The sequence below is a fragment of the Halomonas sp. R57-5 genome, assembly GCF_900070345.1.
Classification (GTDB): domain Bacteria; phylum Pseudomonadota; class Gammaproteobacteria; order Pseudomonadales; family Halomonadaceae; genus Vreelandella; species Vreelandella ventosae_B.
In genome coordinates this window covers 3,938,465-3,952,495 of sequence record NZ_LN813019.1, presented here as the reverse complement: position 1 = coordinate 3,952,495, position 14,031 = coordinate 3,938,465, and the positions used below count along the sequence as shown (strand labels likewise).

The following is a 14,031-nucleotide window of genomic DNA, read 5'->3' as shown; positions in this document are numbered from 1 at the left end:
AAAACGAACTGGAGAGTATTCCCATGGAGACCCTCGATTTACTAATTGCCCCGCTGCGCGATGGTCTCTATACCATCATGATGCCGGTCAGTAACTTTATCTGGAGCTATATTCTTGTCTATCTGCTGCTAGGTGCCGGTTTACTGTTTACTATCATGACCCGGGGCATGCAGTTTCGTCTGTTTAGGCATATGGCTTATGTGACTTTCACCGCCCGCGGCGCGGGAAGCGGCATTAGCGGTTTCCAGGCGTTCGCCACCTCAATGGCGGCGCGTGTGGGTACCGGTAATTTAGCAGGGGTGGCGCTGGCGCTGTGGGTTGGCGGGCCGGGGGCGATTTTCTGGATGTGGGTGACCGCGCTACTTGGGTTCGCTACCGCATTTATCGAATCGACGCTGGCACAGGTTTATAAGCACCGTAATGAAGATGGCGTATTCCGCGGCGGGCCTGCCTACTATATTGAACGCTGCTTGGGATGGCGCTGGCTGGGGGCGTTGTTCGCGGTGTTTTTGATTATTGCGTATGGCTTAGCGTTTAACGCTGCGCAGTCGAATACCATTGCACAAGGCATGAACGGCGCCTTTGGCATTCCTAATTGGCTCACCGGTGTGGTGATTGCCATTTTGGCAGGCTTGGTGATTTATGGCGGCCTCAAGTCGGTGGCGCGTACTGCCGAGAAAATTGTCCCCGCGATGGCGATTGCTTATTTGCTAGTGGCGTTATGGATCCTGGTAACCAATCTTTCTGCCGTGCCCGATATGCTCTCGCTGATTGTGATGAGCGCCTTTGGGCTTGGCCCCGCGGTGGGCGGCGCTGCGGGGTACGCCATTAAAGCGGCGATGGAAAATGGCGTTAAGCGCGGCCTGTTCTCCAATGAAGCGGGCATGGGTTCCACTCCTAATGCGGCGGCTCAGGCAACCGTGAAGCACCCGGCCGCCCAGGGGCTGGTGCAATCCTTTGGGGTGTTCGTTGATACCATCGTGATCTGTAGCTGTACGGCGGTGGTGATTCTGCTTTCCGGGGTGTATGAGCGGCTGATGTCGGAGTCGCCGGGAGACAGCATCGAAGGTATTCAGCTCACCCAGGATGCCATGGTCGACCACTTAGGTGGTTTTGGGGAGATATTTATCGCCCTGGCGATTCTGTTTTTTGCCTTTACGTCTATCTTGGCCAACTTCTCGTTCTCGTCGGTGAATATCGAATTTCTATTTCGCCGCCACGCCAAAAAAGCGGTCAGCGTGTTCAAGGTGATTATTATCGCCATGGTGCTGTTAGGTTCAGTCGCGGAGTTAAGCGTGGTCTGGGACTTTGCCGACCTGGCGATGGGCCTGATGGCGACCACCAACCTGTTTGCCATTCTGATCATGGGGCCGATAGCTGTCGCCGTGCTGAAAGATTATGAGCGCCAGCGCCGCGCAGGTATTCATGAACCAATATTTGACCCGGCCATTCTTAAGCGCCCTGAACTGGTGGATGCGGATGTATGGCCAGTGAAAGAAGCCAAAAAGACAGAAGCAACAGAAGGGTAAGGATTTAACTCGCTGCTTCAATAAACGCCTTCGCCCTGGGATCCTGCATATAGGCAACGTTAAGCCTCAGCCAGGGCGTCGGCTGGTGGTCAGCAAAGAATAAGTGTCCTGGCGAGAGGGTGACTTCCCAGCGGTTAGCCAGCTCGTTCAGGGTTTCAGGCGTGATGGTCGCCGGTGGTTTTGCCCACACAAACATCCCACCTGCCGGTTGGCTATAAACCACCCAGCCGGCATTTTTAAGCATCGTTAAGGCCATCGCCATTTGCTTGGCGAGCTTGGTACGTAGCCTCTCGGTGAGTTTCCGGTAGCTGCCGTTTTGCAGCATGGTAGTGACGACATGCTCGGCAAAGCGCGAAGCCGAAATACTGGTCAACATCTTGATATCCACCAAGCGCTGTACTTGCCCAGGCGGGGCGGCGATAAAACCGACTCGTAGCGAAGAGGAGAGGCTTTTTGAGAAGCTGCCCAGATAGAACACCCGGTTTAAGCCATCTAGTGCGGCCAGTCGGGTGGTGGGAGTGTGCTGAAAATCCGCGTAAATATCATCTTCAATCATCTTAAAATCGTGCTGCTCGGCGAGCTGTAACACTCGGTGCGCAACCGCCGGGGTGAGGGTACTGCCCGTGGGGTTATGAAACACGCTGTTGATATAAAACAGTTTAGGGCGGTACTCGGCTAACAACGCCTCCAGACGCTCAATATCCGGCCCGTCCGCAAGCCGCGGCACGCCAATCACGCGAACACGCTGTAAGTGCAGTAGGCCGAACAGGTTGTAATAGCCTGGCGMCTCTACAAGCACCACGTCGCCGGGCTCAAGCAGCATTCTTACCAGCAAATCCAACGAATGGCTGCCGCCGCCGGTCATCACGATCTGCTGTGCGTCAGCGGTAATCGCTAATGGGCGCAGGCGTTCCTGGATCAAACCGCGTAGATCCTGCGGCCCTTGCGGGGTGCTGTACTCGAAGATTCCAGAACGACTTTTACGTGCCACTAGGCGAATAGCATGGGTTAGGTCGTCGCCTTCGCGCCAATCGCTTGGCAGCCAGCCGCAGCCGAGTTTTAGCGTGTGCTCATTAGCACTGAAAAGTCCCCACAGCCCGTTGGTGACCTCTTCCAGCCCGTTCGTTGTGGTCGATGGCGACACCAGTGCTGCTGCGCTATCCGCGACGTAAAACCCCGAGCCGGGTTGTGAGCGCACTAATCCAGCCGCCACAAGTCGCTCGTAGGCTTCAATCACTGTGTTACGGCTAATGTGATGAGTGGCCGCTAAGCGGCGAATAGAGGGCAGCCGACGGCCACCACCGGCACCGTGTGCTGCAATCCAAATACGAATGCCCGCTTCGAGCTGATGCGCGATGGGAGTTGCAGAGKGCCGATTAACCTCTAGCTGCATAACGTGCCCTGTTGTTTTCAACTGTTCGCTAAAAGGGCGGAACAGTGTCTGAAAAGTGGTGAATAAGTGTACCTTACCGCTGCCCGGTAAGCGTGCGAGCTTAGCAGTTCAACGACTCGCTTATTTAGGACTTTGCTATGAATCGCGCTGCTATTCTAACGATCAATACAAAAAGTGCCGCCTGCCTAGCGTTTGCGCTATGTACGATCACCACGGCGGTTAATTTACAGGCCCCGCTTTACGATGCGCTGGCAGCGCGGGATGGTTTGGGCGTTGGGGCCACCACCATCGCTTTCGCCTGCTATGTGTTGGGKATTGTGCCGGTGCTGCTGGGGTTAAATGGCCTGGCTGATCGGGTAGGGCGTAAGCCCCTACTCGTTACCGCACTGCTGTTATGTCTCTTGGCGACCGCGATAACCCTGATAGCACCCGGTTTATTGGCGCTAGGGGTTGCACGCTTTCTGCTGGGTATCAGCACAGGACTGACATCAGCCGTGGCGCCCGCTTATATGCAGCTGCTGTTGGGKGGGCAGGATAACCGTTTGGCGACCCACTATGTCACTGCCAGTACCGCGCTGGGGTTTGGTTTGGGGGCGGCGGTCACCAGCCTGTTTGTTTTCCACACCCCAAGCGTATCGCCTCCTAGTCTGTGGCTTTATCTCGCTATCGCTGCGCTGGCGCTGGTGGTGGTCACCACGCTTAAGGATCGTGCGCCGAATGTGACTAAAAGCCCTATGCTACGCCTTCCCAGCTACCCCAAGGGGGCGCTCTGCTATGGACTGGCGATTTTGCTCGCCTGGGCCACGGTGGGGTTGGTCATCGCGATTCTACCTTCGGCATTAAACCAACACGGTTTATCCGCCTGGAGCGGCTTCGCCACCTTCGGTATTTGCAGCTGCGGGGTGCTGTTTCAGCCTTGGGCGAGACGGCTTGAGCCACCTACCGCTACTCAGCTGGGGCTGGTGATTCTGCCGATTGCCTATGCACTGATCGCCTGGGGTGCCGTTCATGGTTATCTTACAGCGGTGCTGCTGGGCACGGTGGCCGCCAGTAGCGCCTGCTATGGGTTTATCTATTTGGGTGGGCTAAGCGGTGTATTGGCGATTGCGAATGTGTCGACTAGCCAACAAGCCAGTGCGGGCTATTTTCTGATGGCCTATCTGGGCTTTAGTATCCCGGTGATCACCACCGGGATACTGATTGATGCCGTAGGGCACACCGTGGCGTTAACACTATTTGGCCTCGCGCTACTGGGCGGTGTGATCGCCACGCTAGTTCTGTTGCGCAAGGCGCGGTAGCTAATCGCTTTCAAGCTGTTAGGCGGGATGCTTCTCTACCAACAATCCACAGGAGGGCGCCGCCCAGCGGGTATTGGTGGTAAACACCACATCACATACGACGGGGGAGTAGTAGCGGCGCACTTCGTCATCAATTCTTACCCGCAACGAATCCTGCCTGGTGACCGAAACGTCAGATGCCTCGGGAAGCACCACATGCACAATCACATACAGTAAGCGCCCGGGACGCACCATGCGCACGCGCACTTCAACGGTGTCGATATCAGCGAGACCCCGCGCTACGGCTTGGCGTACAGGCTCCGCGATAGTCTCATCTGGGGTTTTGTTGAGCAGCTCCCGAAGCGCTTGGGAGGCCATACGCACAGGCACGCCCAAGCACAGCACCACCACCGCAATCACCAACACCGAATCCACGTAGGGCAGAATAGCTTGCCAACCGAAGCGCTCAAACAGCATCACCAGGCAGAAAGCGGCTAACACGGCCGCCGAAATAACGCTGTTGACTAACCAGTTGAGTTTATCTGCCGCTACCAAGGGGCTGCTGACGTGGCGCTGGCTGCGGTGCATCACCCAGGCTGTTAGTGAACAGGCCGCGGTGGCAAACAGGGCATACAGCACTGCCAAGCCCGCTGCGATCTCACGCCCCCCGGTGAGCAGAGCCGCAATAGCATCGACCAAGGCAAAAATAGACACGCCTAAAATAAGCAGCCCTTTGCACAGATTCACCAGCGACTCAAAGTAGCTATAGCCGAACGGGTAGGATTCGCTATCGGGACGGCTGGCTAATTTGCTCACCTTGATAGTTACCAGCGCGACGCTGAAATAGATCAGATTAAACAGCCCATCCAGCAAGATCGCTTGGGAGTTAGATGCCAATGTGGCCACGATGCCAGCACAGCCAATCAGCAGCGCCATAAAGGCGGAGAAGGATAAGGTGCTTGATTCACTCTTCACGAACTTTTTCTGCTCCTATGCTTACCTAACCAAAAGGCTGACAAGCATAGCAACTTTGTTCGATAAACTTCATTTTTTAAGTCAAGACTAATGTGTTGCATATGGCCGACTGGCCGACGCTCAGCGACCATATGCCTGCATTACTTCAGTAGCATAAAAATTGAGTTACCCCTCAACCCATACCTCATCACCTTTAAATTCAATCTTCCAGGTACGCAGTTTGACCTCTTCGTCTTCTAGGCACTGGCCATCTTTGAGCCGGAAGTGCTGCTTATAGATAGGCGAGGCGACTACCGCCGCACCTTTAAGGTCGCCAACGATGCCTCGGGCGATCACGTTGGCGTTTGAGAAGGGATCATGGTGGTCTAGGGCGAAAAGCTCATCGCCCTTTCCTTGTCCCAGGCCTGGCAAGTAGAAAATAGCGACCTGGGCGGGGCCTTCGGCGGTTTCCAGCCAGGCGGCGACGCCGGAGAACGCGACTAGATCGGCTTTGGTACAGACTTTTTGCCACGCTTGGCTKTCTTGAATATCCGCCATATCCCTCTCTTTTTTCAGTGCCGTTGCGGTCATGGGTTGCCTCGTTTTTATTCAGTGTCAGTGTCGTTGTCAGTGTCAGGGCCCAGCGTCGCTTAAGCGGGGCGCAGCTGGCCGCGCTCGGAGGTCATAATGATCGACGGATCCGGGCGGTCGTCGTTGACGAAGCTGCGGAAGCGCTTGAGCTTCTCTGGGTCGCTGATCGCGTCCGCCCATTCGCATTGGTAAGTATCCACCACGGTTTGCATCTGGCGCTCTAGCTCATCATTGATGCCTAAGCTGTCTTCCAGAATCACCTCTTTGAGGTACTCCAGGCCGCCGTCGAGGTTTTCGCGCCATACCGAGGTGCGCTGCAAGCGGTCGGCGGTGCGCACGTAGAACATCAAGAAGCGGTCAATGGTGCGGTAGAGCTGCTCGTCGTCCAGGTCGGKGGCAAACAGCTCGGCGTGGCGGGGGCGCATGCCGCCGTTACCGCAAACGTAGAGGTTCCAGCCGTTTTCGGTGGCGATAATGCCGATGTCTTTGCTCTGAGCTTCGGCGCACTCGCGGGTGCAGCCGGAAACGCCAAACTTGATCTTGTGCGGTGAGCGCAGGCCCTTGTAGCGGTTTTCCAATTGAATCGCCATGCCGACGCTGTCCTGTACGCCGTAGCGACACCAGGTGCTGCCCACGCAGGATTTTACCGTGCGCAGCGATTTGCCGTAGGCGTGGCCGGTCTCGAAACCGGCGGCAATCAGCTCGCTCCAGATATCCGGCAGGTCTTCCAGGCGGGCGCCGAACMGGTCGATCCGCTGGCCGCCGGTGACTTTGGAGTAGAGGCTGTATTTTTTGGCGACTTCGCCCAGTACGATGAGTTTGTCTGGGGTAATCTCGCCACCGGCCACACGCGGCACTACCGAGTAGGTGCCGTTTTTCTGCATGTTGGCCATAAAGGTGTCGTTGGTATCCTGCAGGGGAATATGCGCTGCGTCGGTGATCGGCTCATTGAAGCAGGAGGCCAGAATGGACGCCACGGCGGGTTTGCAGATGTCGCAGCCCAGGCGGTGGGTGTCGGCGTTGCCGTGTTTTTCAATCAAGTCAGTGAAGGTTTTGATGCCTTCCACGCGCACAATATCGTAAAGCTCCTGACGGGTATGGGCGAAGTGTTCGCAAATCGATTTATCGACTTCGACGCCGCGGGCTTCCAGCTCATGATCCACCACGCTTTTAAGCAGCGCCGTACAGCCGCCGCAGCCGGTGCTGGCTTTGGTATCGCCTTTCACCCCGCCTAAATCTATCGCACCCGCATCAATGGAGGCGCAAATATCGCCCTTGGAGACGTTATGGCAGGAGCAGATAGTGGCGGTTTCCGGCAGCGCACCGGGGCCGAGGGTGGGTGCTCCGCCACTGCTTTGTGGCAGTATCAGCGAGGCGGGCTCATCGGGTAGCTCAATACCGTTGGAGTAGTACTGCAAAAGCGTGTCGTAAACGCCGTTGTCGCCCACCAGCATCGCGCCGAGCAGTTTTTTACCGTCGCTGGAAACCACCAGCTTGCGGTACTCCTGCTTGATCGGGTCGAGGTAGCGAAACATCCGCGCGCCGGGGTTCTGGTTGCCATGGGCGTCGCCAATTGAGCCTACGTCCACCCCCAGCAGCTTGAGCTTGGTGCTCATGTCGGCGCCGCCAAAATGGCTATCACCGCCGGTCAGGGTTGAAAGGGCGGTTTTGGCCATTTGGTAGCCGGGGGCCACCAGACCAAAAATGCTCTGGTTCCACAGTGCCACTTCGCCAATCGCCAGAATGGCCGGGTCGCTGGTCAGGCACTGGTTATCCACCACCACACCGCCGCGCTCGCCAATCTCCAGGCCGCAGCCCCGGGCCAACTGGTCGCGGGGGCGAATGCCTGCCGAGAACACAATCAGGTCGGTTTCCAGCACTTTGTCGTCTTGGAAGACCATGCGGTGGCGGCTGGCTTCGCCATCCTCAATACGCTGGGTGGCCCGTTCCAGGAGTACTTGTACCCCCAGTTCTTCGATTTTTTCGCGCAGCAGCTCGCCGCCTTCGTTATCCACTTGCATGGGCATCAGGCGTGAGGCGAATTCCACCACCGCCGTATCGAGATTTAAACCGCGTAGGGCGTTAGCCGCTTCCAAACCAAGCAGGCCGCCACCCACCACTACACCGGTAGTGGCGTTTTCGGCGGCAGCACGGATATCGTCTAAATCGTCCAGGGTGCGATATACCAGGCAGCCCTCGCGGTCGTTGCCGGGAATCGGCGGTACAAAGGGGAAGGAGCCGGTGGCCAGCACCAAGCGGTCGTAGGGGTAACGGCCTTGGTCGGTGATTACTTCTTGCTGGTCGCGGTCGATCTCAATCACTGCTTCACCGGTGCGCAGTGTAACGCCGCTGGTGGCGTAGTAATCAGCCTCGCAAAGCGCTAACGAGTCGGCATCGCGGCCGCTAAAGTATTCAGACAGATGCACCCGGTCGTAGGCGCGATGGCGCTCTTCGCCAAACACGGTGACCTGATAGCGCTCAAGGGCGCCGTTATCGACCAGCTGTTCGACCAAGTGGTGGCCGACCATACCGTTACCAATAATAATAAGCTGTTGTTGTGAAGCCATCGTTTGGGTAGACATCTAAGCCGCCTCCGACGTTGTATGAGAAGAGTGTTTTGAAGAAGAGCATGTGGAAGAGTGCTCAGAAGAATCAGGGGKATGGGGAGATGCCGCTTCGCGTAGCACCTCGACATCCGCCGCACCAAACAGCAACGCTTGGCGGTAAGCGTTGAGGTCGGTACCTGCAAGCGCCTGTTCGAAGTACCAGGGGCCCTGGCTGGTGTCGCCGTAAAGCACCGCGCCCTCTATCTGGCCGTTGCGCAAGAGCAGGCGGCGGTAGTCGCCGCGTTCAAGGTCGTGGTAATTCAGTACGTCATGCTCGGCGCTAGCCTCGGTGGGGCCAAAGGCATAGAGCGCTACGCCGCTGATTTTAAGTTTGGTGGCGCTGGGGGCATCTGCGTAGCCTTGGGTGGCCGCGCCGCACAGCGTTGCGGCAAGCACTTCTACCTGGCGCCAGATCGGTTCCACCAGGCCGTAGGTGGTGCCATCAAACTGGCAACACTCGCCAAGGGCGGAGATCGTTGGGTCTGAGGTGGTCAGAAATTCATCCACCATGATGGCGCGTTCGGTTTTGAGGCCCGCCTGATCACCCAGTGCTGCATTGGGTGTAATGCCTGCGGCAACGATCACGCTAGAGGCGTTCAACTGGCGGCCATCGGCAAGATGCAGCTTGGCGACCCGGCCCTGGGCGTCGCTTTCTAGTCGTGCTAGCTGGGCACCGGTGATAATGTTCAAGCCGCGTTGAGTGAGGGTGTCTTTAAGCAGGTGCGCGGCGGTGGTATCCAACTGGCGGTTCATCAACCGCTCGCTGCGCTGAAGCACGCTAACGTTGATACCGTTGCCACGCTTACGCAGCCCTTCAGCCGCTTCAAGACCGAGTAGGCCGCCACCAATCACGACAGCGTCGTCGCCGCGCTGAGCAATGGCCTCAAGTGCTTCGGCATCTTGCAGGTCGCGAAAGCCGTGTACGCCCTCAAGCTCAATACCGGRAACATCGGGCAGCGCTGGGCGCGAGCCGGTGGCGATGACCAGATGATCGTAATCAAACGATTGGCCGCTATCAGTAATCAATGTTTGGCGCGCACGATCAAGCGTCTCGACCTTTTCACCCAGTATCAGGGTGACGCCTTGATCTGCGTACCATGCGGTATCACGCAGGGTCAGCGCGTCTTGCTGCATCTCACCGGCAAGCAGTGGCGAAAGCAGAATACGGTTATAGGCAGGGTTGGGCTCGGCGCCAATCACCGTGATGCGCTGGGGGCGCGCGGGCTGTTTGACCAGCGCCTCGATGAGGCGGTGGCTGGCCATGCCATTGCCAATAATCACCAGATGGTCGTGGGGTGAGCACCGGGAAGTGGTTTCCATGGGTGGCTCCTCTTGTCGTTGCGGCTGCGTGAGCACCAAACAAAAAAACGCCCCTGTCGCGCCCTCTGTTCTGCAATTTGCAGAAGGAGAGCACAGCAGGGGCGTCGTTGCCCGATAGCGCTGTTTAAAAGCGTATGTTTTAAACGTGCGACAACCGCCATTGGCTGTCAGATGGTTAAAAACCTTGTGTTGTTTCAAGCAAGGAACTGGCCAACTGGCCATTAATCAATATTTATTCAACAACGTCAGTTGCTTAGATATAGATAAAAGATAAGCAGTAACGTGGCTCCTTGGCTTCTCTGCACAGTGATGGTGCGAGAAGTGGGGTGGTTTGCACTCTCACACACCATTTCGCCCGCGATGAGTGCTAAAACGAGCGCTTCATTACTGTTTTTTAATTTTTAAATATTTGTTTTTTATGAATTAATTTTTAATGAGGTGGTTTTAGGCTTGGCTTTTGCATCTTTACTAAGCAACAAGTTAGTTAACAAGTGATAAGCGCTCATTGTTAGGCGATGGCAGCGAACAATTCCAAAGCCGTTCGAAAAATAACTAGCCGTTAGAAAATGTGTAGCTGTTTAAATTGTAGCTGTTTGAATTAATGTAAATTTTGCACCGACGAAGGTGCGCTGCGGCAACGACGTCCAGCCCTCTTCTCTTAATGCGTTTATATAGCGCCTTAGAGAAAGGGACTGGGCGTTTTTTTATGCGTGGCGTTAATTAGCAACCCGAGGAGTAGCTATGACTCAGGCCAAAACGACTTGCCCCTATTGCGGTGTCGGCTGTGGCGTGACGGCAACCATTGAAGCGGGCACGCTAAGCGCTGTCGAGGGCGACCGCGAGCATCCGGCTAACTTCGGGCGGCTGTGTGTCAAAGGGTCTGCGCTACACGAAACCCTGGGCGAACAGGGCCGCCTGACACATCCTCGGGTCGATGGTGTTGAGGTCTCTTGGGACACCGCGCTAAGCACCACCGCCGAACGCTTAAACACCCTGCGCACCGAGCATGGTCATCACAGCGTGGCGGCCTACCTCTCGGGGCAGCTGCTGACTGAAGATTACTACGTCGCCAATAAGCTGTTTAAAGGCTTTTTGGGCACCCCCCATTTGGATACCAACTCGCGGCTGTGCATGGCCTCGGCGGTGGCGGGGTATAAGCGCGCCTTCGGTGCCGATGCGGTGCCGTGCAACTATGAAGATTTGGAAGAGGCAGAGCTGATCGTGCTGGTGGGTTCTAACCTGGCCTGGAATCACCCGGTGCTCTATCAGCGCATTAAAGTCGCTAAAGAGCGCAATCCGCTGATGCGTTTGGTGGTGATCGACCCGCGGGTGACCGACAGCTGCGAAATCGCCGACCTCTACCTGGGGATTAAACCAGGCAGCGATGCTTACCTGTTTAACGGCCTGCTGGCGTGGATGGCAAAGCGGCGCAAGCTCGATACCCTCTACCTTGAGCGCCATACCGAAGGTTTCGACGAGGCCCTGGAAGCCGCGCAACAAACGGCGGGGTCGGTGGCGGAGGTAGCGGCGGCCTGTGATGTTGACGCCGAGCGGCTGGAAACCTTCTATTACTGGTTCGCTAGCCAACTGCATGTGGTCTCACTCTACTCCCAGGGGGTTAATCAATCCGCCAGCGGAACCGATAAGTGCAACGCCATTATTAACTGCCACTTGGCCGGCGGCAAAATCGGCTTGCCGGGGGCAGGGCCGTTCTCTATTACTGGCCAGCCCAACGCCATGGGGGGCCGCGAAGTAGGCGGGTTGGCCAACCAGTTAGCCGCGCATATGGATTACCACACCCCAGGCGCCCTGGATTTGGTCAGCCGCTTCTGGGCTACCGACAGCCTTACACCGATCCTGCCGGAAGAGCCGGGCCATAAAGCCGTAGCGCTGTTTGAAGCCATCGAGCGCGGTGAAATAAAAGTGCTGTGGGTGATGGCCACCAACCCCGCCATTAGTCTGCCCGATGCGGCGCGGGTTCGCGCTGCGTTGGAAAAGTGCCCGCTGGTCATCGTTTCCGAGTGCGCCGCCCACACCGATCTGCTGCCCTACGCGGATATCGTGCTGCCCGCCTCGGGTTGGTCCGAGAAAGACGGCACCGTGACTAACTCTGAGCGGCGTATCTCTCGCCAGAGGGGCATGCTGCCGCCCCCAGGTGAAGCCCGCCACGACTGGTGGATAATGTGTGAGGTGGCGAAACGGTTGGGTTTTGCCGAGGCGTTTAACTACGCTCACCCCTGGGAGATTTTCGACGAGCACGCGCGTCTCTCTGGGTTTGAAAACGGGCTTGAAAACGGGCTTGAAAACAGTATTGATAACAGCACGGTGCCTGGCAGCCCGCAGCGGTTGTTTGATATATCGGGTTTGGTGGGTCTGGGCCAGGATGGCTACGACGCCTTAGCCCCCATTCAATGGCCGGTCACAACGGCCGCACCCCATGGCACTGCTCGACTGTTTGAGCATGGCGAGTTTGCCACCGCCAATGGTCGCGCCAAGCTGCTGGCGATCCATCCCCAAGGGCCTGAACAGGCGCTGAGTGCCGCTTACCCGCTGCGGCTGAACACCGGTCGAATTCGTGATCAGTGGCACACCATGACCCGCACCGCTCGCTCACCGCGGTTAATGAATCACCGCGCCGAACCCTTTATGGACGTGCACCCGGACGATGCCCACACCGCCGGTGTTACCGATCAGGGGTTGGCGGTGCTAACCGCCGAGAAAGGCGAATTTCGCGCCCGGGTACGGGTCTCCAACGCCCAGCGCCGCGGTGAGGTCTTCGTACCCATCCACTGGACTGACTGCTTCACCCAGCAGGCCAGAAGCAGCGCGCTGATCGACAGTATTACCGACCCGCTCTCTGGGCAGCCGGAATCGAAACACGGCGCCGTAGCGTTGGCACCCCTCGCCACTGAGTGGCAGGCGACTCTGCTGGTGGCCGATGGCGTAACGGAATTAACGCCGTGGTGCGCGAACCATTATTGGACGCGGATTCCCATGGCGGGCTGCCAGCGCTGGCAGCTTGCCGATACACAGTCGGTCAATGATTGGTTGGCGCAGATGAAAGCGTGGCTACCTGGGGACGTCTCGGTGGTCAGCCAAGACCCCACTAACGGACGGCTACGCGCTGCCTGCGTGGAAAATGGTCAGTTGCGCTGGTGGCTAATGGTTGGCCCACCCAGTGAGTTGCCAGGGTTGGCGTGGCTGCAAGCGCGCTTTAGCGATGCAGCGCTGAGCGATACTCACCGCCGGCGTCTATTGGCTGGCTGCGACGACGGCGCTGCGGATACCGGCCCGGTTGTGTGCAGTTGCCACCAGGTGGGCCAAACCACCATCGTCAATGCTATCCGAGAGGGCGACACCAGCGTAGAAACGTTGGGCGCTAGGCTCGCCTGCGGCACCCAGTGCGGTAGCTGTATTCCTGAATTGAAATCACTGATTGAAGAGGAGCGGCCCAATGCCCGCACTAAGCAACCCCTTGCTACAGAAGTGGTTTAACGCCTTTATGCGCTTGTCTCACCGCGCGCTAACGCCGTTGGTTCAGCAGGCTGCAGACATACGTTTGCCACTGCGTGGCGAGTGCCGCGCCGGGCAGGTTTACCTGGTCGGCGCGGGCAGCGGCGATGCAGAGCTGTTAACCCTCAAGGCCGCACGCTTACTGATGCAGGCCGACGCCGTCGTGTATGACCGCTTGGTAGGGGATGACGTGCTGGCGCTGATTCCTAACGGCAGCGAGCGCTACTACGTGGGKAAAGCCCGCGGTCACCACAGCGTACCCCAAGCTGAGATCGGTGAGCTGATGGTAAAACTCGCCGGCGAAGGTAAATCGGTGGTGCGCTTGAAAGGTGGCGACCCGGCGGTTTTTGCGCGGATGGGCGAAGAGCTGGATGCCCTGGCCGCCGCCCAGGTGCCCACGGCCATTGTGCCGGGGATCACCGCTGCTTCAGCCGCCGCAGCCTGTATGGGCATTCCGCTCACCGATCGCGGCCATGCGCAGCAGCTGCGCTTTGTGACGGCCCAGCTATGCCGCGAAGATGGCACTCCGGATTGGTCATCGCTAGCGCGTAAGGATGAAACTCTGGTGTTTTATATGGGACTTTCCAAGGTCGACGCGATTTGTCACGGCCTGCGCCAGGCAGGCCTGCCGGATGAGTGGCCGATCATGCTGGTGGCCAATGCCAGTCAGCCCGAGCAGCAGTCGCTGGTGGGGTCGCTTGCAGATATGCCCGAGCAACTCGCCGCCACTCCCTTGCCATCCCCCTGTTTGATTGTAGTGGGCAGCGTTGTGCAGCGAGTCGCCACCACGCCTGCTGTAAAAATCACTGATGTTTGCGCTTCACCTCTCATCTGACCCTGAAACTCAC

Annotated in this window: 9 protein-coding genes; 4 read left to right on the top strand and 5 right to left on the bottom strand. The window is 57.6% G+C overall.

What is annotated here, in order from left to right:
* Positions 1–23: 23 nt before the first annotated feature.
* Positions 24–1,529 carry an alanine/glycine:cation symporter family protein gene (locus HALO_RS18115; RefSeq protein WP_035577135.1) on the top strand — a complete coding sequence of 502 codons (1,506 nt, stop codon included), beginning with the start codon at positions 24–26 and terminating at the stop codon, positions 1,527–1,529.
* Positions 1,530–1,533: 4 nt separating this feature from the next.
* On the opposite strand, the gene HALO_RS18110 is transcribed toward HALO_RS18115, so the two are convergent.
* Positions 1,534–2,922 (bottom strand): aminotransferase-like domain-containing protein, encoded by a 1,389-nt coding sequence (locus tag HALO_RS18110; protein ID WP_050713803.1) that lies wholly within the window; start codon positions 2,920–2,922, stop codon positions 1,534–1,536.
* A gap of 137 nt (positions 2,923–3,059) precedes the next feature.
* Here HALO_RS18110 and HALO_RS18105 point away from each other — a divergent pair, with 137 nt between their 5' ends.
* Positions 3,060–4,220, top strand: coding sequence for an MFS transporter (locus tag HALO_RS18105; protein ID WP_035577142.1), 1,161 nt, complete (start codon positions 3,060–3,062; stop codon positions 4,218–4,220).
* An 18-nt stretch (positions 4,221–4,238) separates the two neighbouring features.
* On the opposite strand, the gene HALO_RS18100 is transcribed toward HALO_RS18105, so the two are convergent.
* The 4 genes from HALO_RS18100 to HALO_RS18085 form a co-directional block, all read right to left on the bottom strand.
* Complete coding sequence (locus tag HALO_RS18100; protein ID WP_035577145.1) at positions 4,239–5,174, bottom strand: cation diffusion facilitator family transporter; 936 nt, start codon at positions 5,172–5,174, stop codon at positions 4,239–4,241.
* Between the two features lie 165 nt (positions 5,175–5,339).
* Positions 5,340–5,744, bottom strand: coding sequence for a nitrite reductase small subunit NirD (nirD, locus tag HALO_RS18095; RefSeq protein WP_050713802.1), 405 nt, complete (start codon positions 5,742–5,744; stop codon positions 5,340–5,342).
* Positions 5,745–5,803: 59 nt separating this feature from the next.
* Positions 5,804–8,311: a nitrite reductase large subunit NirB gene (gene nirB / locus HALO_RS18090; protein ID WP_092490913.1), complete on the bottom strand. Its 2,508-nt coding sequence runs from the start codon at positions 8,309–8,311 to the stop codon at positions 5,804–5,806.
* 15 nt (positions 8,312–8,326) lie between these two features.
* A complete protein-coding gene (locus tag HALO_RS18085) occupies positions 8,327–9,670 on the bottom strand; it encodes an NAD(P)/FAD-dependent oxidoreductase (RefSeq protein WP_050713800.1) in 1,344 nt (447 codons plus the stop codon).
* Between the two features lie 741 nt (positions 9,671–10,411).
* Here HALO_RS18085 and HALO_RS18080 point away from each other — a divergent pair.
* Together HALO_RS18080 and cobA are read left to right on the top strand one after the other, a co-directional pair.
* Positions 10,412–13,165: a nitrate reductase gene (locus HALO_RS18080; protein ID WP_035577155.1), complete on the top strand. Its 2,754-nt coding sequence runs from the start codon at positions 10,412–10,414 to the stop codon at positions 13,163–13,165.
* A complete protein-coding gene (gene cobA / locus HALO_RS18075; RefSeq protein ID WP_035577160.1) occupies positions 13,125–14,018 on the top strand; it encodes a uroporphyrinogen-III C-methyltransferase in 894 nt (297 codons plus the stop codon). The genes HALO_RS18080 and cobA overlap by 41 nt, the downstream gene beginning before the upstream one ends.
* Positions 14,019–14,031 lie beyond the last annotated feature (13 nt).